The sequence below is a fragment of the Oceanobacillus damuensis genome, assembly GCF_001618145.1.
Lineage (GTDB): Bacteria > Bacillota > Bacilli > Bacillales > Amphibacillaceae > Oceanobacillus > Oceanobacillus damuensis.
In genome coordinates this window covers 16,185-39,903 of sequence record NZ_LQNF01000014.1, presented here as the reverse complement: position 1 = coordinate 39,903, position 23,719 = coordinate 16,185, and the positions used below count along the sequence as shown (strand labels likewise).

Here is a 23,719-nt window from a genome sequence, read left to right as displayed (position 1 = left end):
GTTTTTAGGGGTGTATAACATGGAAAATGTATTTGATTATGAAGATATTCAACTAATTCCCGCGAAATGCGTAGTTAACAGCCGTTCAGAATGTGATACGAGGATTACCTTGGGAGGCCGTACCTTCAGGTTACCGGTAGTACCTGCAAATATGCAGACAATTATTGACGAAAAGATCGCAGCCTATTTAGCTAAAAACGATTATTTCTATATCATGCACCGTTTTAATCCTGAGAAGCGCATGTCCTTTGTACAGGAAATGCAGTCACAAGGATTAATCGCTTCAATAAGTGTCGGTGTTAAAGAACAGGAATATGAATTCATAAACCAATTAGCTTCAGAAAACCTGACACCTGAATATATTACTATCGATATCGCACATGGTCATTCCAATGCAGTTATCGAAATGATTAAGCACATTAAAAAACAACTGAAGGACAGTTTTGTCATTGCAGGAAATGTTGGAACCCCAGAAGCGGTTCGAGAATTAGAACATGCTGGTGCGGACGCAACAAAAGTCGGAATTGGCCCTGGTAAAGTATGCATTACGAAGATTAAAACCGGTTTTGGTACTGGCGGCTGGCAATTGGCTGCACTTCGCTGGTGTGCTAAGGCAGCAACCAAACCGATCATTGCTGATGGCGGTATCCGTACACACGGAGATATTGCGAAATCTGTTCGTTTCGGTGCAACCATGGTCATGATTGGCTCACTCTTTGCAGGACATGAAGAATCACCTGGCGAAACCTTTGAAAAGGATGGAAAGCTCTTTAAAGAATACTTTGGTTCAGCTTCTGAATTCCAAAAAGGTGAAAAGAAAAACGTAGAAGGCAAGAAAATGTACGTGGAGCATAAAGGTTCACTAAAAGATACATTGACTGAAATGGAGCAGGATCTGCAATCTTCCATTTCCTATGCTGGTGGAAATAAACTGGAAGCAATCCGCAATGTAGATTATGTTGTTGTTAAAAATTCCATATTTAATGGTGATAAAATTTATTAATATGCTAACTAAGTAGGTGTGCGGGATCCTCCCGGCACACCTATTTATTGGGAAATGTTAAAATAATAAACCCCGCTATGAATTTTCCAGCATCCTTCAAGCGCTAGTGCCTCCTCTTCTTTTCCACTATATCAATCGACTCTCCATTATTAAGTCCGTACAACCTGCTCTTTGGCTCATATATCGGTTGTGACGGCCAAACTCCATGATGTCCCGAGAAAATATAACTGATCAGGCATGCCACAAAGAAATATTCAATTCCTTTCCCGTCAAACATTTCAAGTGCCAGCAGAAAAGCTCCTATCGGCGTATTGGTACCACCGGCAAATACAGCAACCATTCCTAAAGCAGCAAGAAAGGACATTGGCAAATCAATGAATGTGGTTAACGTATTTCCAAAGGTCGCACCCATAAAAAATAAAGGAATAGCCTCCCCACCCACAAAACCACTTCCAAGTGTAACTGCTGTAAATACCAGTTTGGCGAGAAAAGCTAACGGTGGCACATTTTGCTCAAAGGATTGCTCAAGTAATTCTAAACCACGACCATTATAATCCTGCGAACCTATAATAAGCGTTAATGCTACAATAATGATTCCTCCCGCAAACGCTCTTACCATGTGGTTTTTATTTGTATATTTTTCCGATAGTCTTTGAATGCCATGTCTCAGTTGGCAATATAAAAGGCTTAAAAGTCCAAAAACAACTGAAACTGCGATAACCTTTGTAAACGAGAGGATGGATAGTTCCGGTACGGTTTTTATAACAAATTCTTCATGTTCCACCCCCCATGCGGCCGTTGTCATGTAGTGACTGATGAAGCTCGCCACAAGACACGCCACAGCTGCTTCATATTTTAATTTCCCTAGGGCCACCATTTCCATCCCAATAATGGCTCCTGCGATCGGTGTTCCAAATGCAGCTCCAAACCCCGCACTTATTCCACTCATCAAGAAGATTTTCCTGTCAACCAAGTTTATTCTGAGGAATTGATTAAATGACTCTGCCACACTTCCTCCCATTTGAATGGCAGCCCCTTCTCTTCCTGTTGAACCACCAAAAAGAATTGTAATGAATGTTCCCAAGTAAACGATTGGTCCCATTCTACGCAAAACTCTAGCTTTCCCATGGACTCCATCGATCACCAGATTATTCCCTTCAGCAGCATCGTTTCCTGACTCTTTTCCGTAGTTCATATACATATAGCCAATAACAAGCCCCCCTAGAGGGAGAAAAAAAATAAGCCAGAAATTTTCTTCTCTTATGTGTCCGAGAAAATCATTTGTATTTAAAAGGAAGGCTGTCGTGGACCCGATTATGACACCAATAATACCTCCCAGAATCACCCACTTTGAGAAAACTGTAATAAATGTTTTATAGCTGCTTTCTTTATTCATGTTATCTTCCCCTCACTTTAAATGTTCCGGAGGCTTTTCTGGATGCTGTTTATTTTTAACTTCGGTAAATAGATTATCGGACGGGGTTGATGGACTGCTCTGTGTTGGAATGGTTGAAGCTTTCCCTTGAATCATTGATTTGAGCATTTCGATATCTTCTTTAGTGGCATATTGCTTCCCAGGTTTAAGCATATATCCTAGCTGACCGTTCGATTCAATTGTAGCCCATTGTATATCACCGATACTTTGTACTCCCTGCTGCCTTAGACGTAATTCGAGCATATCGACAGTCAAGCGCAGTTTCTTTAAATTTTTTTCATTGATTATCCCATTCTCGATTACTAATACAGACTTTCCATACAAGAAACTTTCCAGCATGTCGACTTTCAACACAAGATACTCAATGAGAATAAGTGTAAGTACGAGTAAAAGTGTAATTACCATCGTAATCCATATATTTCTGTCACTTACAGGCTGAATAATCAGTGAACCAACTGCAATCATCAGCACAGTCTGTGCAACAGTAAGCTGAGAAATCGATTTCCTCCCAGCCAAACGCAGGATCAGCAAACCACCAAATACAATCACGACAGCTTTCCAAATGAAATGTAAATCCAAATCACAATCCCCTTCCCGAGATTAACTGATCTACTTTTTACTATATCTTTAGCTGATGATCTCTTTATTATGCCCTGTCAGAATTTTTATTTTAGAAACTTGGTTGTCATTAAGACTTTCGGTGATAACCTTAGTTGCACTTATGCAGGTTGAAAAGTTTATACTTTCCTGACCGCAAAAAAAAGCTTGCGTTTTGTATGCTAACAAAACACAAGCTTTTTGGTTCATTTTAAAGCTATTTTACAATCAGAATATGACACGCTGCCCGCTCTTTTGCTGTTATTTCTGGTTAATGCCCGGAAGCATTCGAAAGGCCGCCTATTCGACTTTTCAATTGTTTGCTTTCTGCATTTAACCCAATATAGTTCACTTTTATATTGTTCTGAGCAAATTTCATTTCGATTTTATCTAATGCACCTATTGCAGAATCATCCCACAGATGAGCATTTGTCAAGTCGATATCTACTTCCTTTACAGAATCCTCAAAATTGAATTTACCAGGGAAATCACTTACCGATGCAAAGAACAATTGACCTTCCACACGATAGATCTTTTTCTGTTCAAGCATAACCAGTTCTTCTGACACTTTTATTTTTGAGATTTTAGCGGCAAAGAAAATAGCACTGAGTAATACTCCAGCTAAAACGCCAATAGCTAAGTTATGGGTTACAAGCACGATAGCTACAGTAGCAACCATAACGACTGCATCTGTTCTTGGAAGCTTCGCAAGATTTTTAACGGATGACCAGTCAAACGTACTGATGGCAACCATAAACATTACACCAGCTAATGCTGCAAGTGGTATTTGGATAACCAATCCACCTAAAACAACGATAAGAAACATTAGGAACACACCAGCGACAAGAGATGATAAGCGCCCTTTCCCCCCGGATTTTACATTGATAACCGATTGACCGATCATTGCACAACCAGCCATTCCTCCGAAGAAGCCTGATACGATATTAGCGATTCCCTGCCCACGGCTTTCTTTATTTTTATTACTCTCTGTATCTGTCATATCATCAACGATATTAGCTGTTAATAGTGATTCTATTAAACCAACTATTGCCAGTGATAATGAATAAGGCAAAATGATCATCAATGTTTCAAAAGTCAAAGGAATATCAGGCAGTAAAAATACGGGTAACTGCTGTGATATGGCTCCCATATCTCCCACAGTACCAATGTTAATATTACCGTAAATAACAATTGCTGTTACGACAACAATTGCCACTAGCGTCGACGGGATTGCTTTTGTAACTCTTGGCAAAAGATAGATGATGGCCAATGTCAATCCGACAAGTGCATACATGATCCATGTTTCGCCTTCAAAATGTGGTAATTGGGCCATAAAAATCATAATGGCTAGTGCATTTACAAATCCAACCATAACCGAACGCGGGACAAACTTCATTACTTTCGCAAGTTTAAAGACGCCAAACAATATTTGAATAACGCCTGTTAATATCGTTGCTGCCAGTAAATACTGCAACCCATGATTTGCAATCAAATCAACCATTACCAACGCCATGGCTCCTGTTGCTGCAGAAATCATTCCCGGTCGTCCCCCGACAAAAGCAATTACTACGGAAATACAAAATGAAGCATAAAGGCCAACCATCGGGTCAACTCCAGCAATAATCGAGAATGCAATGGCCTCCGGTATAAGAGCCAGTGCCACAACGAGACCTGCAAGCACATCGCCTCGAACATTGCCAAACCATTCCTGTTTTAATTCTTGAACTTTCAATTTAGCACCTCTTTAAAATTTATAGTATTTTATAATATATAGTAACTTTCGACTCTCACAAAAGTTAAGTTCCGTTTTTAACAAATCGAATCATACCATAGAACGACGCAAACACAAAACGCCAAGTAAACGCAAACATTATGCGGATGCTCTTTATTTCTATCTAATTCTATGTTTTTCTACATATCTTCATAAAATACACTTATTTGTATAGTCATTTATAATCATTTATATTTGAGTGTGTTTATTATAATATTTTAAAAAAACGCAGTGATTTATGGTATGATATACACAGTTAACTGTTTGGAGGCATATTTTATGACACAAGAAATAATGACAGTTTCTCAAGTGGCAGAATATTTGCAGCTTAGTGAAATGACAACATATAAACTAGTCCAAGAAGGAAAACTACCAGGGTTTAAAATCGGAAGACACTGGAGAGTTAAAAAAGAAGATTTAAATGAATTCATTGAAAGACTGAAAAATGGAGAGAGATTATAGCTGGACAAGGAGACTTCAATTGTGAAGTCTCCTGTTTTTTTGGATAAATAAAAGAGGAAAAATTTTGGCAGCAATTAACTTTAACTTTTACACATAAACAGTCGCCTCCGCTTTTGTACGTCCAGCTCCGGTTCCTAGAAACTCCCGTCATAAGCAATGGACATTCCAAGCGCGAAAACCATGCGCTTTCCAGTCCCTTGCTAGCGTTGAGTTTCTAAACAGTCGCCTCCGCTTTTGTTCGTCCAGATCCGGTTGCAAATTAATTCTATTGAAAACGTAATAAATAAAATATCGATTCAAAGCCAAACTAACACATACCCGATGTGATTCTGCATGAACATCTTAAAGGATGATGATACCTATGCTAAAAAAATCAATTATCGCTCTCCTAAGTTTTTCTCTCATATTATTTGCGGTTATTTGGTTTGGCTTCTCTTCTCCTGCAAACGACTTATCCGTGTTAGAGGTTAATAATACATCTAAACCTGTTGTTCTTATGCTTATTGACTCTTTAATGGATGAACCGTTGCAAAAAGCTATGGAGGAAGGTCGTACCCCTGCTTTAGAGTTTCTGGCTGATCAGGGGCGGTATTTACCGCAAATTGTAACATCTTATCCGACAATGTCCGTAACCATCGATAGCACCCTTCTAACAGGAACCTATGCCAATCATCATATGGTACCTGCACTTGCCTGGTATAATTTGCAGGAAAACAGATTGGTCAATTATGGAAGCAGTGCAATGGAGATTTTTCAATTAGGTGTTGATCAAGTTCTTTATGATAGTATCCATAATTTAAATCATGAACATTTAAGTAAAGATACGACAACCATTTTTGAAGAAATGGATAGTAGACAACTCGATTCCGGATCAATTAACGGAATGGTCTATCGGGGAAACCAGCGGTATGATCTAAATATCCCAACTATCATTTCCGTTTTTAATATATTGCCTGAAACTGTCCAAGTAAAAGGACCAACCGTATTATCTTTAGGAAGCTTATCCCAATTCAATTCTGAAAATGAAAAGCATAATAACGTTTGGCAAAGACTTGGAATGAACGATTCCTTTACAGCCAACGAACTTAAAAAGCTTATCCAAAATGATAAACTCCCTTCCTTCACTCTTGCTTATTTTCCGGGTCTTGATAAAAAAGTCCACAAGAATGGTCCAATGGAAATGGAAGGAATTGAAGCTGTCGATCAGGAGATTCAATCAATATTAAATGAATTCCCTTCTTGGGAGGACGCAATCGAAAATGTTACCGTAATTGTTTATGGCGATAGTGGCCAAGCAATAATTGCTGACGATGAGCAGGAGGCACTGATTGATTTAAGGGTAATCCTGGAAAATTACCAGATCGCTGAACTTGGAAAACCAATACAAGCCAAGGATCAAGTCGTTTTGGCAGTCAATTCACGTATGGCTTATGTCCATTTACTTGATGAGAATATAAATTTTACTGAACTACTAGCAAATTTTACGAATGACTCAAGAATCGGGTTCATCGCCTGGAAAGACGACACAGGAAATCATGTTGTTTCCCAGAATCCGAATTCCAAGTTTACTTTCAAACCAAACGGCAATTACACCGATCAATACGATCAAGAATGGGAGTTAGAGGGAGACCCGTCCATATTAGACATAACAATGGATGAGCAAAGCATAATTTCCTATGGAGAATATCCCGATGCACTTGCAAGATTATATGGCGCACTTCATTCACATGAAGGACGTTACATTATTGTCGATGCAAAACCCGGACATGAATTTATTGGAGAACATTCCCCTACACATCCCGGGGGCGGCGGTCATGGGTCACTGCATAAAGATGATTCACTTACTCCCATGATAATTACCGGTGATCCTTCAACACCTCAATATGAACGTGTGGTTGATTTCAAGGATTGGATATTGGAGCTTACAGACTAACAGTAATTGTTTCTGGATGTTTTAAATCTGGAAGTGAAGAACATTTCATTGGATTAGGAATGTATTTGCAGCTTTTCATATTCAAAGAAATATATAAACAATAATAGGAACAGGTTCCCGTTATTTATGAATAGGAACACTGGGGGATATTTATAGCAACTCTTTCAAGACATAATAGACATTGTAGGTTACCACTTACACAAAAAAATCTAGGGGGAAAAATTTTGAATAAATTCATCAAAAAATTATCTATCAGTGCATTATCTTTAGGATTGGTGGCTGGTACTTTTGCAACAACTGCTTCTGCTGCTACCACAACTGACGCGGGAACTTCTACAACAGTAACAGGTGGTTCATTATCAATAAATGATGCTTCAATTAGCCCGTTCGGGGAAATTACGTTAAACGGTTTAATTCAAAATCTAACAGCTACTGTGGAACCATTTTCCGTGGTCGATGCCACAGGAACAGGATCAGGATGGAACCTAAACATTAAAGCAACTCAATTAAAAACTGCGGACGGCTTAAAAACGTTACCATTTAACAGTCTAAGCATTTCTACTCCGACTATAACTGCGGAAGAAGGGTCTTCAAGTGCCAGTGTGATTGGCATTGGAACTGGAAACATAGACTCTGACACAGGAGTACAACTTTTAACAGCTGATACAGATGAAGGTATGGGTACATTTGGTATAACGGGCTCAAGTCTGAATCTAAATCTACAACCAAAAGATGTTAAGGCTGGAACGTACGCTTCTACAGTTACATTTAATCTAGTAACTGGACCATAAGTTTAATAGTTTAAAATAAATTTTACAAGGCTGATTCTATAAATAGAATCAGCCTTTATTTGTTTTGCTCCTGATCAAAATGGGTAGGTTGTTAATATAACGTTTTTAAATAGAATGCAGGCAAAGTCACAGGAAATAAGGGAGGAGTCAGATTGAAGATACGTTTATTTTTTATTTTAGGATTCTTTTTATGTTGTCTTCCAATCAATACCTTTGCTCAAGACGAGGTTGCACCATTAGAAATTGAACCTGTATACCCTGACAATCAGCAACCTGAAACTCAAGGTTATTTTAATTTATTGGTTGAACCTGGGGAAACCCAAACAATTGAATTAAAGGTCACCAATAACTTAGAGACGGAGTTAACACTCACAGGAAGCACAGCCAATGCCTATACACATCCGACTGGAGGAATGTTATATGGCACAAATATTGATTCTGATAATAGCAGACTTCTTGAGGATGCAATACTCCTTGCTGACCTTATAGAAATAGAAGAAACCATAACAATCCCATCACAATCTTCAGTAAATGTCCCTATTGAAATTGCGATTCCAGAGGAAGATGGTCAGACATTTTTAGGGGCGGTCATTCTAACTACAGAACCTATGAGTATGGAAACAGAGGAAACAAATGAAGAAGATGCAGCAAATGTGATACTAAATACAGAAACATCGTACACTGTAGCTTTACAATTGAATTTACCAGTTGAAACTCCTTCTGATTTATCACTTGGCGAGGCAGGGTTTATGAACGAAACAGGTGAGGTATTTATCGAAATGACCAACAATGTTCATTTGATACAGGAAGAAATTATGGGTACATATTCTGTGGCAGATCAAGAAGGAGCTGAACTATTCAGTGGGGAAATTCCTTCCTTCAAGATGGCTCCAAAATCTCAAATTCGCTACCCGATTCCTTGGGAAAATGAATCGCTCGATGATGGGACATACACACTAAATGTAAACGGCACTGCAGGAGGTAATGAGTTTACAGCATCCGAATCCTTTACTATAGAGAATGAAGACATTCAAGAGTATGAGGAAAAAAATGTACCTGAAACAAATACATCCGATAATAATGGAATCCCCATCTGGGTTTGGGTTGCTGGAGCGGTGGTTTTCGGTATTCTGATGTTCGTCATCGGAAAAAAAGTTAAATAAACTGGAAAAGGGCAATGCCTTCGTATCAGTATCAAAACGAATAAATAAATGCATCTCAAAATAAAATTCTTTTAGAAAACGGTTATTTTGGGATGCTTATTTTTTACAAGTTTTATTGCGTGGATATTATTAACAAAAAAATGTGTATTTTCATTAGTCTGCTCACTGTTTTTTATTCCGATTTAACTAACTAAATCTACAACAATTACTAACTTTGTACTTTTATTTCTTCTAATATTCGTTCGTTAGTTAAAAGTTTTTATTAAGAAACGACTCCTTACTTTATGTCTGACCTTGCATAATGCCTTCAACTCACCTGCTATCCAAGGTTTCCATGAAATTGTATAATTCATCAACATTATGCGTTTTAAATACCAGTTCTTCCCTATTGAAAACTAATATGATGGGAAGTTCCTCAAAATCCAGTTCAGATTTATAATCAACCACAAAATCATTTGGATAAGGCATTTGTCTGCCCACCGTTTTATGTTCAATATTCTGCATTATATTTTCTATATCGATTGAAATTGGTTCGCCTTCTTCATACATAACTACAATATTTAATCCGTCTGTATGTGATAGGAGTCCAGAATATTTTTCTTCGTGGGTCATATCTAACAATATAACTTCTTGTGCTCGGCCTTCAAATTCTTTGCCTACCGGTGGATTGACTAACACTTTTTGTCCCTCTTTGACATTATCAAGAATTGCATTCGACCCGTTTTCCAGTTCAATAACGGTTTCATCCGTCATTTCAGCTATATAAGAATATCCTTCATCTGTTAATACAGAACCTTTCCGATCACGTTTTTCCCATTCAGAAATATCTACTACCACCGTATCCTTGCTTTTGTCAACTTCTTGTACAAACCCAATCATTTTATCATCTTCATAATGTCCATAAGGGTTCTCACCAGTTCCTCCCATATTCTCTCCGCAAGCAGCAATTGCTAATGCAGTTAATGGGAGTATCCATAAAAATGCTAACCAATTTCGCAAATTACCGCCACCCCTTTTTACCTGCAGTAAACGCTTTTCTTTTACTAACCAGTTTCGGCAGTTAAATCGTTTCCACCTCTTAAGAAAATAATATCTAAAAGATAAGAAGACAAATTGTTCACCCTTGCAATTAATAAAAATAATCACATACTATTTATCGTTCTCCAAGTCATTGACTCTTTTTTCGAGATATGAGATTCGTCCTTTTAATTCATTGATTGGATTTTTGAACCTTTCTGTTAATCCTCGAATAATAGCGATTACAGATAAGACAAGCACAATCATGGCTACAACAAACATAAAGATTATCTCCACAGTTAAAGACCCCCCATTTTTAAAATTTCTTCTTCTATTAAACTGTCTGTCAGCTCCATAACTTCATCTTCAATAGTAACATAGTATTCTCTTTGTTTTCCTGAAATGTACGTGCTTATATCGTTTGGAAATGCGTCTGCTCTTTAATCCAGATTTTGGAGCAGTCCCCTTCTTGCAACTGAAAATCTGTAAACTTTTCAAAAAGAGTAAAAGGGGGTATAGGAATAGCATAGAAGAAAAACTATCAAAATGGAGGGATATTATGAAGCAATCAACGAGGAACATTGTTCTTGGATCATTGCTGTCAGCTAGCGGAGCTGTCCTGGCTGTCTCCGCTTATAGAGAAAGACAGAAAGAAACAGTTGAAGTATATGAAGATACAGATATGAGGAATAGCGAAAAAATTGATCGAATTGAAAGTGTAGATGCTGATAAAGATCCTTCCGAAAAAGGGCTTACCCAGCTCGATCATGCCCAAAAATCAGAATGGGTCGCAAATGGTTTTCCACAGACACACCAGGAAATGAAAGAATTGGAAGAACAGGAAAACAAGAATTTACATTAAAGTTGATCCCCTTTTGGTTGAAAAGGGGATTTTCTGTGTTCTGTGCCATACAGTTCGAAACTAAATTATTGTACCTTAAGAGATTATCAGATAATCTTATAATTTTTATGTCCTACAACCGTCTTATTACCTTTAAACTCTAAATCCGTATTGTTTTCAGTCACGTTAACAATCACTGAATTACTATATACCTTTTCGACAACTCCCTTTATACCGGACTTAAAATAGATCTCATCACCGATTTCTGCATGATTATTATTGATTTCCAATGTCTCACCCACCTTTGATTAAAATATTGTTACTTTTTTATTCCCTTTCTTATAAAAAGATAACCAATAAAAGAAGAACTGAAATGTTTACTTCCTAACGCAAAACCATCAATATAAATCTGTCTTAGAAAAAATACATTAATAATATTATATAATTCAAAAGTTAAGACAGTTTGAATAAAGCATGTTAATTTTGTTAAGAATAATGCAGTTTTTTAATAATCCTTGTGATTTTAACCTTCAATGTTTCATTATTCAATCGCAAAGAACCGACTTGGTTTGTTTTACTTTGATTGGTGACGGGTAAAGATTAATATATCGAGAAGAAGGAGGAAATGAAATGTTGTTCTATACTTCTGAACTGAAAAACTATAATATTGATGCCACTGATGGCGAACTAGGTAAAATTAAAGATCTGTACTTTGAAGAGAACTCTTGGGCAATACATTATGCAAGCATAGATACAAGAAAATGGCTGCCCGGCAGAAAAGTACTTTTATCTCCATCTTCCTTTATTCAAGTGAACGAAAAAGACAAAAAGCTGGAAGTGGATTATGACAAAGAAACAATCCGAAACAGTCCGGATGTTCCTGAAGACTCAAGTGTGTCAGGGGAAAATAAAAGACGAATCGATGAATATTATGGATGGGGATCAAACTTATCTGATCCGGTATTATATGGAGGTGGACAGATTGCAACAGTCAATGTCCGCACCCCACCTGAACCAGATACAGCAGAAGGGATTCCCGATCCTGACGAACCAGAGCATGATCTTAGAAGCGAGGAAGACACAATAGGTTTCAGAGTCCACGCAAACAATGGCAGACTTGGGAATGTAGCAGACTTTATTTACGATGAAGAATTTTGGAAAATAGCTTATGTCGTTGTTGAAAGCAGAGATAGCACTTTAATTCCAAAATACTATGTCTATGGCACAGAAAAAGTAGATGCTACCGATTGGCTGGAAGGTGACCTGTATATCAACGGTTCAGTGGATATGCTGACACAGGAAATGCCATATGAAAATAAAGAGGATATTGTCAGCAACCTATTAAGATAAGGAACTGACAATATCATTAAATCAAGGATCTAAGGGTGACTCCCTTGGTCCTTTATCTACTCAGTCAATAAAGGATAATACCCTTCTTCATTATGTGTTTCAGTACCGACTAACGGTGGGTTAAATACGCATACCATACGCATTTGAGTTTTCGCACGTAATTTATGTTTATCATGTTCATCCAGGAGATACATGGATCCGGCTTTAAGCTTCCAAACTTCTCCAGTTTCGACTTTTTCTATTTCTCCTTCACCTTCAATGCAATATACCGCTTCAATATGGTTTTTGTACCAAAAATAACTCTCTGTGCCTGCTTTTATGATCGTATCATTTAAGCTGAAACCGACATTGTCCTTGTTCAGGATAAATCTGCGGCTTTCCCATGTGTTTCCTTTTGTATGGTCTTCTGTCCCGATAATTTCATCAAGTGTTTTTACGATCATTTTTATTCCCCTTTAGTAGTGTATTTTTTACAATCATTAAGAAAGAACAGATTCTATGCTTTCTATAAGAATTTCAAGCCCTTTATTTAAGCCTTCCTCATCAATAATTAGTGGTGGAAGGAATTTTATTACTTCATCTTTTGCACCTGAAGTTTCCACAATCAGGCCCCGTTTAAATGCTTCCGCACAGATTTCACCTGCCAGATCATCAACATGCACTGCTATTCCCTGCATCAGACCCCTTCCGCGAGGTTCACCTTTTAGTTGTGGATATTTTGCAATAATTGCATCAATCGTATCTCTTAACAGGATGGATTTCTTGTTTATATCATTCGAAAATTCATCCGTCTCCCAAAAGCTTAGTGCTTCTGCAGCAGCAATGAATGCCAAATTATTTCCACGGAATGTACCATTGTGCTCCCCAGGTCCCCATTGATCAAACTCAGGTTTGATCAATGTGATGGCCATCGGTAACCCTGCCCCACCAATAGATTTGGAAAGACAAACAACATCCGGTTTAATTCCTGCAGGCTCAAAGCTGAAGAATGTTCCTGTTCTGCCACACCCAGCTTGAACATCATCAATAATTAGTAAAATGTCCCATCTTCTGCATATACTCTCTATTTTTTTCAACCATTCCATTCGGGCAGCATTTATGCCACCTTCACCTTGTACAGTTTCCAGAATAATTGCTGCCGGAAGAGCAACACCACTTCCATTATCTTCTAGAAACCTCTCTATATAGGCAATCGAATCCTGATCTTCAACATATTCATCAAAAGGCATCGTCGACGTATGATGAAGCGGAATTCCTGCTCCATGACGTTTGAATGAATTACCTGTTACTGATAGCGAACCGATTGTCATACCATGGAACGCATTTGTAAAGTTAATTACGGTGTCACGACCTGTTACTTTTCTGGCAATTTTCAATGCACTTTCAACAGTATTCGTTCCTGTTGGGCCGGGAAACATAATTTTATAATCGAGGTTTCGAGGTGTAAGTATCGTATCTCGGAACTTTTCAAGAAAAGCTTTTCTTGGTGTCGTTCCCATGTCGAGGCTGTGCAGGATTCCATCTTGCTTAATATATTCGATCATTTGGTCCTGCATTTCAGTATTGTTATGTCCATAATTCAATGCGCCCGCTCCTGCGAAAAAATCAATATATTCTTTTCCGTCTATATCCCATAATTTATAGCCTTTAGCCTTTTCAAAAATAGTTGGCCAACCTCGGCTATAGCTTCTTACTCCAGATTCCACTTCTTCAAACGTTTTCATTTTATTGTCATTTATTACAGCTGTTCCCATCAACTCATCCTTTAAATAAATTTATTATTTTAATGGTCCAATTCTGAATAACAACTCATCTTCATGGCCTGTTCCGGGAAAATCGTTTGCTGTGAAATAGTCACTGACTTTCCAATTCGTGTTAAACTTTCTGGCGAGTCCAAAAAACAATCGTTTGGACGGTGTATTTGACGGCGATACCGTTGCTTCCACATAATGAACATCATTGCATACTTCACGATCCAAAAGTTGAAGCAGCATTTTGGTTGCCAATCCATTGCCTCTCTGAGACTCATCAACAGCTACCTGCCAAATAAACAATGTATCCGTTTTATCGGGGTGTATAAACCCGGATATAAAGCCAACAACCTTTTGGGACTCTTTGTCTTTAACTACAATCGATGTATCTGAAAAGATTTCACACCACATGAGATAGCTGTAAGATGAATTAAGATCAAGATTGCCGATTTGCTTCACGAGTTCCCATGCTTCAGCCCCATCATTTTTACTCGGCTTCCGAAAATGATAATTCGTGCTGTCCATTTTCAGCTTATCAGCCACTTCAGAAATATTAATGCTTAACACCTCCCTCGTTTCATTTACTAAAATCAATCACGTGTAATAGCCTATAAGCAATCGTTTAATTCGTCAAAATGAATTAAGCGTCATATAGCGTGTTTAAACTTGATACAATCCGTTTAATGACGATTAGGTGCCATTGCCTATTAAAAGCGTCCAAATAGTATGGGATAGTTCAATATTTAAAAAATTCACTGAATCTAGAACTTGAAAACCCCTTATCTATTAACATTTTCCAATTTTTCGCGCAAATAAATTTATTGTAAAATATTTTTTTGCAGCATATCAGTTTGACCTCTTCTTAATGAACCAATCACTTAATTGCTGAAACCCATGTACAACAGCTTTACCGATCATATCACAGTCCAACCTTTTGCATTCATATCCAATTCAAACAAATCATTAAACTTTGTCTCAGATATTGTTTTTATTTAATTTTTAGAAAAATTAGTTTAGTTAGCAGGATTTTAGCAGTTGCATAAAGAATATATACTATAGCTAAAGGAAACAACAAGAAGATGTAGTAGCAATATTTTGATGTGGATGTGTATGTAGATAGAGATGACGATAATCGAACGACATTACGAAAGGGGAAGACGATGAATGACTACAGAAACTGATTATCAGCGCAGTTACAGTCTGGCAGATATAGCGAGAAAACTGGGACGACCACGGACAACTGTTCAGTCATGGAGGGATCAATTTAAAAAGTACCTTCCAACAATTAGTGGAACGCATGGAAGAACTACTCGTTATGATGCAAAGGCCCTTGCCCTATTTGAATTAATTGCTCGTATGAAGGATGACAATGAACCGCCAAGCATGATTGAAAAGGTGCTTACCGAAAATGTGAAGATTATTACAATCGACCATGATGACATCAGTGAAAATCAACTTCCAATGATGGCACAGATTTATGAAGGATTTAGACAGGTGGCTGCAGCTATGGAGGAACAACGACAGCATAACGAAGAAATAACGACGGAGCTTAAGGAATTAAGGCAACTGTATGCAGTCGATCAGCACAACCTTGCAGAGAATCAACGGGAATTACTGAAACAATTAGAGCAACAGAACTTCATGAACGAAAGCATAAAAGCACGGGATGCAACATTATTGGAAGCCATGCGCGAACTTCAAGAAAAGAAACAGGAAGAAAAAAGGAAAAAGGGACTGTTTTCATGGATCTTTAACAGGTAAATCTGTCGCAAGGTCCATTTATACAAAAATAAAAAATATATATTTATATCCTATTATTCTAATTAAATACTTCACCTGTTATCCTTTCAAACCACACCGCAAAATCACTGTTTTTTTGCTCCAGATTCTTTTATTTAACTATCGCTTTTGCAATAAAAATTTTAATTAGAATATATTAAACCTTACTTCAATAGAAAAAATTGAAGTAAGGTTGTTTTGTACTATACAGATTTCGGTCTATCTTATTCACTACAACAGCTTTGCTGGATAAGTTTCAAATGGATTCTCGTGTATTTTTCTGCTGTTGGAAAGGGGCGAGAACATGATGCTTTCGAATGCTTCTTTTTCTCCAAGATTAGTTTTTTGCCAACGGAAAATCGTCTATATGATGTGCTTATAGACTACCAATCACATCTGTCATGGTGATGGCGACGGCGACGGCGACGGTCATCATCCCTAAAATCTACTTCGTCTGCGAGAACAGTCACTTTGTCAGCATTTATGACTAACGTTCTGTCAGAATCATCATGAAATCGATGTTTCCGTCTTCTATCATCTTCTATGACCTTTACTTTGTCTGTGCGAATTAGCACGTCCTCCACATCAAGTATATCATCACGGCGACGGCGTCTGCTTCTATACATGGACATTCAAATCCCTCCCTTCTTCCTTTACTACACCTTATGTCAGCAACGAAGCAATGAATAGACAGACGTATCTACTTTCTCTAAAATATGCTCTTTTACATCCTTCTAATGCACAACCGGAAATAGATAAAAGCAGGAATGAATGAAATAAGGCAACCCGACCTGAATCGATCGAATCGCCTCTTTACTTAATAGTTTTTTCAATTAGTGACTAATCAATTTTTATGTCTAAAATATTATTCAAATAGATTTTCGTCCGATGTTCATTATCAACTTTTATAAAACCTTCACTTGTTTCGATCTTAAATAGCTTCCCCGTGATTTTTCTATAATCATAGTCAGCATAATACGTAATTTCTGCTGATAAATGTTTATGAATTGCCATGTGCAGCTTCCTATTTATTTCTTCAAGCTGCTGCTCATCCAAAACAGGCTTCTCTTTATATTCCTTCCGCTTCCACATATCATTCAGAAGCTGAATATGCTCTGGCATCATCATGGCAGTCCATTTAATACTTCCACGATCGTTCATATTAAGCCCCCACCCTTCTTTTAATCGGACCGCATGAAAGAATATTGTCCAGTCGAAACGACCTGACTTTTTTCCTGTAGTAACAATAAGCCAGAATAGACGTATCAGAAATATGAATAACACGAATAAACCGCTGTGTTACATTATTATCCTGGTCTATATAGAAAATAACTACCTTCTCTTTATTTTCCATTGATTGTAAAAACAACCCTTTCATGCTGCACCCCCTTTTTTTGGAACTAATGTTCTGAACGTATGTTCCCATTTTATCACAAACCAAAGATATGTATACAGTTAATTTTTGTTAACTTTTATAACCCGTAAGAAATCGAAAAAAACAGACCCCAAAGGGAGGTCTGTTTTTTATTACTTTATAGTTGGATATTACAATTCCTCGTCGTCTTCTTCTACATCTGTTTCAATATCTGTTTCTGTATCTGTTTCTGTATCAGTATCTGTTTCAAGGTCGTCAGAACCATCAGTTTCGGTACCATCATTCATATTCTCATCTGTTTCTGTACCATCTTCTACCCCACCGTTATTCGGATCCTCTTCCGGTGTTTCTACTGGAGGAGTTGTTGGTTCTTCAATATCTTCTCCACCGTCATCACAAGCAACCAGAACGACTGATGCAAATAATAGTGTACCTAACCATTTTAAACTCTTAGACATGTTATCCTTCCTTTCTTATCTTTTATATAGGGACTATTACCATTTAACAACAAGCTTAAACATAATTCTTCATAAAATCCGATCTTAAATTTTACTCCAATCCTTCCCCCACCTTCATTACAAACATTGTAAAAAAATTTAATGATTTACGATTCTTAAAAGCGGGCATTCTTTTAAAAACAACAAAAAACAAATGACCCTCCAATAAAAAGAAGGTCATTTGAAGGTAATCTCAGTGATTTTTATTACTCTATTCACTGCTGTCCAATAATTAGCTTTGGTGCATAGCTCACAGTTTCTCCCCCATAAAACTCAATAAAGTTTGAATCGAACATTCCAGGGGTCTCAGCTTTTAAACGAAATTGTGTAATTCCGTTCTGATTTATATGGGAAAAACTGCTGGCAGGAATTTCTACGTCTATATACTCGCCTTCTGCAGGATTAAAACTGACTATGTTAGATTTGGTTGCCATATCAGAATAATCGACTTGTTCAATCATAGAGCTGCTTCCAAATACACCTTGTTTGATATCCAATTGAAGCGATGAAACAATCCCTTGAGTGGATTTCGTATATAAACGAAGCTTTGCATATTGTAGGGGTTCTGTAAGGGTACTAGTATCGAAGGATAATATACCTCTATACGTATCTTCGTTATACATCCCCTTATCGCCAACCTTTATTGTTTCATTACTCTTCCCATCTGCAGTAAAACGCCCGGCATACCCGTCTTCATTACCATTTGAAGTAAGGATTGTTTCTTCCGACGATTGATCTGTGCGAATAATATATTCTTCCTGCCTGACCGCTTCCATACTGCCTTCACTATTTTGACTAAAGAATTTCAATATGGTGTTCTCCGTTATATTTATTGATTCCTCATAAACCGCAGAGTCAGTGTCTGGGTCTGTACCGTCCGTCGTATAATAGGTTGTTGCAGGTTCATCTGTAATAAGCTCTACACGTACAGAATCGTAATAGGTTCCACCGCTCGGATTTGCGATTGTTACAGGTACGTCAGGGTCTGGGTCTCGATCTTCTTCCCCACTAGAGAAGGTCTGAAAAAAATTCCACATCATCAGACTTGCATCAGGACCGCCCGGATCTGTATAGCTTCCCTGGGAACTACCTCCAGACCATGCATGCCCCATATCCTGGATCAATATTTTTTTCATCCACACCTGATCATCTTGACCTGTATAGTCACTTTCAGTATAGCTTTTACCAGATGGAACTTGGTAATTCTCCGTATGATCGGGTTCATCATCAATCCATCCATCGACAGAACCGGTTGCTGCCAGATCATTGGTCACTGCCCATTGTGAAATGACCTGGTGCCCATTAATACTGTTTACCGTATAGTCAGAAGTGCCATGAAAAACAATCACAGGAAGAACATCCGCCTGACTGCCCATTGCTTGGTAGGCCACTCTACCCTGCTGTTCTGGATCTGGTCCGCCACTGGACATAGCAGTGTAAGCCTCGCTAACGCTCGTCGCTGCTTTATACTCTAATCCTGCTCCAACTCCAATTCCTGAAAAAATATCCGGGTAGGTCGCACCTAAAATCACACTCATTGCAGCCCCTGCTGAGAGACCTGCAACAAACACTTGATCGTTATTAATCGAATAAGTTGAATCCAATGATTGGACCATACCAGCAATAACTGCTGGTTCACCACTTCCTCGAGATTGATGACTCGTTTCAAACCAGTTCCAACATTTGCTTGAGTTAGAACTAGAGTTTTGCTCAGGATAGAGAACAAGAAATCCTTTTTCTTCCGCAAGCTCATTCATCTTTGTCCCTGCAGCAAACTGCCCCGCATCTTGGGTACAACCATGCAGCATCACATATAATGGATAAGTCTGGCTTTGATCATATTGACTTGGTATATACAAATTATATGACTTTCCACCATAAGATCCTGAAATGACTTCACCTGCAGCATTTGTGGTAGTAGGCCAGACAATCATAGAACATACTAACAACAGACATAAACCAATAAACCAAGCTCGTTTTGCTTTTAACAAAAAAACAACCCCTTTCCATTGTTATTGAAATGGTAAGGGGTTACAGTTACAGATGGGTTACAATAAATTTCTCAAGTTCTTACTGAATGGGATGAATACTTTTTTGAAAGATAAGATAATATAGGTTTCCGGCAGCAATTAACTTTTTAACATAAACAGCCACGTCCAGCTCCGCTTTTGATCGTCCAGCTCCGGTTCCTAGAAACTTCCGTCATAAGCAATGGACATTCCAAGCGCAAATAACCATGCGCTTTCCAGGCCCTTGCTAGCATAGATTCTAAACAGTCACCTCCGCTTTTGACCGTCCAGCGAAAGCGGACGATCCCCTCGAGGTCTTAAGTAGAAACTGCCTGTGGCAAAGAACGCCACGGGTAGTTTCTACTTAAGCTTGTCGGGGGTGATCAAGGCGCTTGCGCTTTTGTTCTCTGTGGATAATCATGACGATGAGATATACTATTGGTGTAAGCAAAATAACAGCTAAGAACTTGAATAAATATTGCGTTACAATCAAGTCTCCTATTGCAGAAAATGGCATTGTTCCATAGAAAGCAATGGAAATAAATATGGTAGTGTCGACAAGCTGACTGAGCATTGTCGAGGCATTATTTCGCAGCCACAATTTTTTCTCACCATGTTTCGCCTTCAATTTATTAAAGATTGTCACATCAAGGTGCTGACTTATTGTATAGGAGATCAAGCTGGCAATAATAATTTGAAAGCTTCCCCCTAAAATCGTTTCGAATTCAGCCTGGTTTTCAAAAAACGGGGCAGCAGGCAGATTTATCGCTATAGAGATAAATATCAATGCCATCACCTGTGTGATCAACCCGGCCTGAACAGTTCTTCTTGCTTCTTTCTTCCCATAGATTTCAACGATGATATCTGTAATTGGATAGGTAAAAATATAAATAATGGCCGCTGCAGGCAGTACTGCAAAATCACCTATACCAAATAGCTTAACAGCCACTATATTGGATAGGATTAACAGGCCCACAAAAATTCCATTTAAATATAAGATCATTTCTCTTCAAGCTCCCCTTATCGATTATCAACTTTTTCCGGATTGAGATCATGGTTCATCAATCGATGATTTGCCATCTCCTCATACTTGGTTCCTGGCTGTCCATAGTTGCACCATGGGTCAATTGAAATCCCCCCACGCGGTGTGAACTTTCCCCATACCTCGATATATCTAGGATCAAGCAACTCAATCAAATCGTTCATAATGATATTCACGCAATCCTCATGAAAATCACCATGATTTCGAAAACTGAACAAGTATAGTTTCAGTGATTTAGATTCCACAATCTTCTTGTTTGGAATATAAGAGATATACATCGTCGCAAAATCCGGTTGATTCGTTATTGGGCAAAGACTTGTGAACTCCGGACAATTGAATTTGACGAAATAATCACGATCTGAGTGCAGATTGTCCACTGCCTCCAAAACCTGCGGTGCATACTCAAATGAATAATCCACTTTCTGATTTCCGAGCAGTGTCAAATCCTTCAAACCTTCTTTATCATTACGGCCAGACATTAAAAATCCCCCTTATAAAATGTGTACCCACACTTTCACCGGAGAGCAGCATAATCAATCTATTTAAACAAACGGATAAAAATTAAAAAGCCACATCCGAATATGGACATGGCGTATCGTCAAGTATCCATAGTTTTTTATAGAGGGTATCAGCTATGAACCTCTCCCGTTAATTGCACGGGTATTCTCTTCTTGAATATCATAAAGGACAATCAGCAAAAGGTCAAATTTGTTTTACCGGTCCAGAGGGACAGGTTCCTCGGTCCACCTTCATTCCAGCTGATACCCCACTGGACCTTTCCGTTTTAAATGCATCTTATCAGGGATAAAATCTCGACTTTTTTCCCCGTTTTTACTCTATAGGAAAATATCCAAACCGAATATGGTAGCTACCCCAAAAATCACGGTCCAAACTCCAATGCTGATGGTCAGCCATAGTGTGACCCACTTTTTCTCGGAACCAAAGGACATCCCAATGAATGCAGCAATATGGGTTCCAGTTAAAATCGGACCCAGCATAGCAAGTCCTGGCAGACCATACTTATCCCAAATTCTTCTTCCTCGATTGGAGCGCTTTGAAGGTTCCTTCCCTTTTTTCAGTTGACGCTTTTCGTACCACGTCCTCACCTTCTCAAAACCTATGATAACAGGGATGACTGTAAGTAAGTTCCCAACAAAAGCCAGCAGCATTACCCAGAATGGAGAAAACCCCCATATTATTCCCAATGGTATCACGAGTGCAATTTCCAGCCAGGGGACAGCTGCTCCTATAAAAATCAATATATATTCGTAAAGCATCATATTCTCCTTTACAAGCGAAGTTCAATCCACTATTATCCAACACAAATACCCCTAAAATCCTACCATCTGGTATAAAGAAATGAAAGCATAAACTAGTTTCTTCACAAACAACATACCTATTAGTCTTTCAATAAAAGAAAGCACTAACGGATACCAAAAACTCACCAGCCTGTTTTGGAGGATGTTTATAAGGTAAACTGAACATGATCATTATCCCATAGAACAAACATTCAAGCTAATTTTTGCATTATCCTCATAATAAAATCATGTACCTTAGAAAAATAGTCGCTCCCACCCCAGCTTGACTTATGCGGGTTGGTAAGTTGATACTTTCCTACCTGCCAAAAAACGCCAGCTCCCCCGGTATAGGGGGCTGACGCCTTGTTTCTTCAACGGAGCATGGATCTTTTCCGTTATCTCTTATATTACACGTACTGTAACAATGCCCGTGATTGTTTTGATTTCTTCCTCTAATTCAGAAATAATATTGCCGTCCAGATTATTGTCTATATCCACCATCGTGTAGGCATATTCACCACGGCTTCTGTTGATCATATCAGCAATGTTGAGATTGTTGTTCGATATAGCAGAGCTGATCTGACCGACCATGTTTGGAATATTGAGATGGAATGCGGTTATACGGCGTTTCCCTGTGTATGGGATTGAAGCATTAGGGAAATTCACTGAATTTTTAATGTTACCAGTTTCAAGATATTCTTTCACCTGACGGGTTGCCATAATCGCACAGTTCTCTTCTGATTCGCTTGTGGAAGCACCAAGATGCGGTACCGGAACAGCGTTTTTCATATTTAGTACACTTTCGTTAGGGAAATCAGTAATATATTTGCCTACTTTCCCACTTTCAAGCGCCTCAGCCATGTCCGTTTCATTTACAAGTCCCCCTCTGGAGAAGTTTAAAATATGGACTCCAGGCTTCATGATGCTGAAGGCTTTCTCGTTAAACATTCCGACTGTATCGTCCGTTAAAGGGACGTGAACCGTAATGTAATCAGACTCAGCAAACAATTCCTCCAATGTCATTGCCCGCTGCACGTTTCGGGAAAGCTCCCAAGCTGTATTGATTGAGATAAATGGATCATAGCCAATAACATCCATATCGAGATCTAGTGCATCATTTGCTACAAGTGCACCAATCGCTCCCAGTCCGATAACACCTAATTTCTTGCCTTTGATTTCCTTACCGACAAACTGTTTCTTTCCGGCTTCCACAAGACTTGGCACTTGGTCTCCTTTACCTTGTAACGTTTTTACCCAATTGACACCGGCAAATAAATTACGAGAGGATGCCATTAAAGACGTTAATACAATTTCTTTCACAGCATTTGCGTTGGCACCAGGTGTGTTAAACACCACAATCCCCTGTTCCGTACACTTGTCGACGGGAATATTATTAACACCAGCTCCAGCCCGTGCAATTGCCTTTAAGTTGTTGTCAAACTCCATTTCGTGCATATTAAAACTGCGGACAACAATCGCATCTGGGCTTTCACTTTCATCATCTATCATATAATCGGCATTCTTAAAAACGTTTAAGCCGCTCTCTGCAATGTTATTTAATGTTTTTATCGTTTTGACCTTGTCCAATGTCAGTGTGTTCATTAC

26 protein-coding genes and 1 riboswitch are annotated in these 23,719 nt (G+C 38.4%); of the genes, 8 read left to right on the top strand and 18 right to left on the bottom strand.

What is annotated here, in order from left to right:
- Nucleotides 1–19 precede the first annotated feature (19 nt).
- Nucleotides 20–1,003: a GMP reductase gene (guaC, locus tag A4245_RS10555; protein ID WP_067727700.1), complete on the top strand. Its 984-nt coding sequence runs from the start codon at nt 20–22 to the stop codon at nt 1,001–1,003.
- Between the two features lie 103 nt (nt 1,004–1,106).
- Here guaC and A4245_RS10550 read toward each other — a convergent pair whose 3' ends face one another.
- From A4245_RS10550 to A4245_RS10540, 3 genes are all read right to left on the bottom strand, one after another.
- Nucleotides 1,107–2,399: a voltage-gated chloride channel family protein gene (locus A4245_RS10550; RefSeq protein ID WP_067727699.1), complete on the bottom strand. Its 1,293-nt coding sequence runs from the start codon at nt 2,397–2,399 to the stop codon at nt 1,107–1,109.
- A gap of 12 nt (nt 2,400–2,411) precedes the next feature.
- Nucleotides 2,412–3,017, bottom strand: coding sequence for a DUF421 domain-containing protein (locus A4245_RS10545; RefSeq protein WP_067727698.1), 606 nt, complete (start codon nt 3,015–3,017; stop codon nt 2,412–2,414).
- A gap of 289 nt (nt 3,018–3,306) precedes the next feature.
- Entirely contained in the window at nt 3,307–4,767 is a 1,461-nt protein-coding gene (locus A4245_RS10540; protein WP_067727697.1) for a SulP family inorganic anion transporter, read from the bottom strand.
- A gap of 318 nt (nt 4,768–5,085) precedes the next feature.
- Here A4245_RS10540 and A4245_RS10535 point away from each other — a divergent pair, with 318 nt between their 5' ends.
- From A4245_RS10535 to A4245_RS10520, 4 genes are all read left to right on the top strand, one after another.
- Nucleotides 5,086–5,268 (top strand): helix-turn-helix domain-containing protein, encoded by a 183-nt coding sequence (locus tag A4245_RS10535; protein ID WP_067727696.1) that lies wholly within the window; start codon nt 5,086–5,088, stop codon nt 5,266–5,268.
- A 361-nt stretch (nt 5,269–5,629) separates the two neighbouring features.
- Entirely contained in the window at nt 5,630–7,201 is a 1,572-nt protein-coding gene (locus tag A4245_RS10530; protein ID WP_067727695.1) for an alkaline phosphatase family protein, read from the top strand.
- A gap of 224 nt (nt 7,202–7,425) precedes the next feature.
- Nucleotides 7,426–7,992 carry a WxL domain-containing protein gene (locus A4245_RS10525; RefSeq protein ID WP_067727694.1) on the top strand — a complete coding sequence of 189 codons (567 nt, stop codon included), beginning with the start codon at nt 7,426–7,428 and terminating at the stop codon, nt 7,990–7,992.
- A gap of 152 nt (nt 7,993–8,144) precedes the next feature.
- A complete protein-coding gene (locus tag A4245_RS10520) occupies nt 8,145–9,155 on the top strand; it encodes a WxL protein peptidoglycan domain-containing protein (RefSeq protein WP_067727693.1) in 1,011 nt (336 codons plus the stop codon).
- 312 nt (nt 9,156–9,467) lie between these two features.
- On the opposite strand, the gene A4245_RS10515 is transcribed toward A4245_RS10520, so the two are convergent.
- A complete protein-coding gene (locus tag A4245_RS10515) occupies nt 9,468–10,154 on the bottom strand; it encodes a hypothetical protein (protein ID WP_067727692.1) in 687 nt (228 codons plus the stop codon).
- A 150-nt stretch (nt 10,155–10,304) separates the two neighbouring features.
- Nucleotides 10,305–10,469 (bottom strand): hypothetical protein, encoded by a 165-nt coding sequence (locus tag A4245_RS20105; protein WP_157087703.1) that lies wholly within the window; start codon nt 10,467–10,469, stop codon nt 10,305–10,307.
- A gap of 262 nt (nt 10,470–10,731) precedes the next feature.
- Here A4245_RS20105 and A4245_RS10510 point away from each other — a divergent pair, with 262 nt between their 5' ends.
- On the top strand, nt 10,732–11,034 hold the full coding sequence (locus A4245_RS10510; RefSeq protein ID WP_067727691.1) for a hypothetical protein: 303 nt from the start codon (nt 10,732–10,734) through the stop codon (nt 11,032–11,034).
- Nucleotides 11,035–11,120: 86 nt separating this feature from the next.
- Here the strand turns inward: A4245_RS10510 and A4245_RS10505 are convergent, their stop codons facing one another.
- Entirely contained in the window at nt 11,121–11,303 is a 183-nt protein-coding gene (locus tag A4245_RS10505) for a DUF2187 family protein (RefSeq protein WP_067727690.1), read from the bottom strand.
- A gap of 340 nt (nt 11,304–11,643) precedes the next feature.
- Between A4245_RS10505 and A4245_RS10500 the strand changes: the two genes are divergently transcribed.
- Nucleotides 11,644–12,363 (top strand): PRC-barrel domain-containing protein, encoded by a 720-nt coding sequence (locus A4245_RS10500; protein ID WP_067727689.1) that lies wholly within the window; start codon nt 11,644–11,646, stop codon nt 12,361–12,363.
- 56 nt (nt 12,364–12,419) lie between these two features.
- Here A4245_RS10500 and A4245_RS10495 read toward each other — a convergent pair whose 3' ends face one another.
- The 3 genes from A4245_RS10495 to ectA are packed head-to-tail and all read right to left on the bottom strand — an operon-like array spanning nt 12,420 to nt 14,708.
- Nucleotides 12,420–12,806 carry an ectoine synthase gene (locus A4245_RS10495; protein ID WP_067727688.1) on the bottom strand — a complete coding sequence of 129 codons (387 nt, stop codon included), beginning with the start codon at nt 12,804–12,806 and terminating at the stop codon, nt 12,420–12,422.
- Nucleotides 12,807–12,842: 36 nt separating this feature from the next.
- Complete coding sequence (gene ectB / locus A4245_RS10490; protein ID WP_067727687.1) at nt 12,843–14,117, bottom strand: diaminobutyrate--2-oxoglutarate transaminase; 1,275 nt, start codon at nt 14,115–14,117, stop codon at nt 12,843–12,845.
- Between the two features lie 24 nt (nt 14,118–14,141).
- Entirely contained in the window at nt 14,142–14,708 is a 567-nt protein-coding gene (ectA, locus tag A4245_RS10485) for a diaminobutyrate acetyltransferase (protein WP_324609858.1), read from the bottom strand.
- 570 nt (nt 14,709–15,278) lie between these two features.
- On the opposite strand from ectA, the gene A4245_RS10480 reads away from it, so the two are divergent.
- A complete protein-coding gene (locus A4245_RS10480; RefSeq protein ID WP_067727686.1) occupies nt 15,279–15,875 on the top strand; it encodes a MerR family transcriptional regulator in 597 nt (198 codons plus the stop codon).
- A 401-nt stretch (nt 15,876–16,276) separates the two neighbouring features.
- Here A4245_RS10480 and A4245_RS10475 read toward each other — a convergent pair whose 3' ends face one another.
- From A4245_RS10475 to A4245_RS10435, 9 genes are all read right to left on the bottom strand, one after another.
- The gene (locus tag A4245_RS10475) at nt 16,277–16,525 is read right to left on the bottom strand and encodes a hypothetical protein (RefSeq protein ID WP_067727685.1); all 249 of its coding nucleotides are present in this window, start codon (nt 16,523–16,525) and stop codon (nt 16,277–16,279) included.
- Between the two features lie 208 nt (nt 16,526–16,733).
- Nucleotides 16,734–17,054 carry a YolD-like family protein gene (locus tag A4245_RS10470; protein ID WP_067727684.1) on the bottom strand — a complete coding sequence of 107 codons (321 nt, stop codon included), beginning with the start codon at nt 17,052–17,054 and terminating at the stop codon, nt 16,734–16,736.
- Between the two features lies 1 nt (nt 17,055).
- Nucleotides 17,056–17,271, bottom strand: coding sequence for a hypothetical protein (locus A4245_RS10465; RefSeq protein WP_067727683.1), 216 nt, complete (start codon nt 17,269–17,271; stop codon nt 17,056–17,058).
- Nucleotides 17,272–17,438: 167 nt separating this feature from the next.
- Nucleotides 17,439–17,726, bottom strand: a complete 288-nt coding sequence (locus tag A4245_RS10460; RefSeq protein ID WP_067727682.1) for a hypothetical protein — start codon at nt 17,724–17,726, stop codon at nt 17,439–17,441.
- A 254-nt stretch (nt 17,727–17,980) separates the two neighbouring features.
- Entirely contained in the window at nt 17,981–19,756 is a 1,776-nt protein-coding gene (locus A4245_RS10455) for an extracellular catalytic domain type 1 short-chain-length polyhydroxyalkanoate depolymerase (protein ID WP_234402400.1), read from the bottom strand.
- 382 nt (nt 19,757–20,138) lie between these two features.
- The gene (locus tag A4245_RS10450) at nt 20,139–20,777 is read right to left on the bottom strand and encodes a queuosine precursor transporter (RefSeq protein WP_067727681.1); all 639 of its coding nucleotides are present in this window, start codon (nt 20,775–20,777) and stop codon (nt 20,139–20,141) included.
- 17 nt (nt 20,778–20,794) lie between these two features.
- Nucleotides 20,795–21,295 (bottom strand): preQ(1) synthase, encoded by a 501-nt coding sequence (gene queF / locus A4245_RS10445; RefSeq protein ID WP_067727680.1) that lies wholly within the window; start codon nt 21,293–21,295, stop codon nt 20,795–20,797.
- 123 nt (nt 21,296–21,418) lie between these two features.
- Nucleotides 21,419–21,465, bottom strand: a riboswitch (PreQ1 riboswitch).
- A gap of 187 nt (nt 21,466–21,652) precedes the next feature.
- Nucleotides 21,653–22,093, bottom strand: a complete 441-nt coding sequence (locus A4245_RS10440; RefSeq protein WP_067727679.1) for a small multi-drug export protein — start codon at nt 22,091–22,093, stop codon at nt 21,653–21,655.
- Between the two features lie 423 nt (nt 22,094–22,516).
- A complete protein-coding gene (locus tag A4245_RS10435) occupies nt 22,517–23,716 on the bottom strand; it encodes a phosphoglycerate dehydrogenase (RefSeq protein WP_067727678.1) in 1,200 nt (399 codons plus the stop codon).
- Nucleotides 23,717–23,719 lie beyond the last annotated feature (3 nt).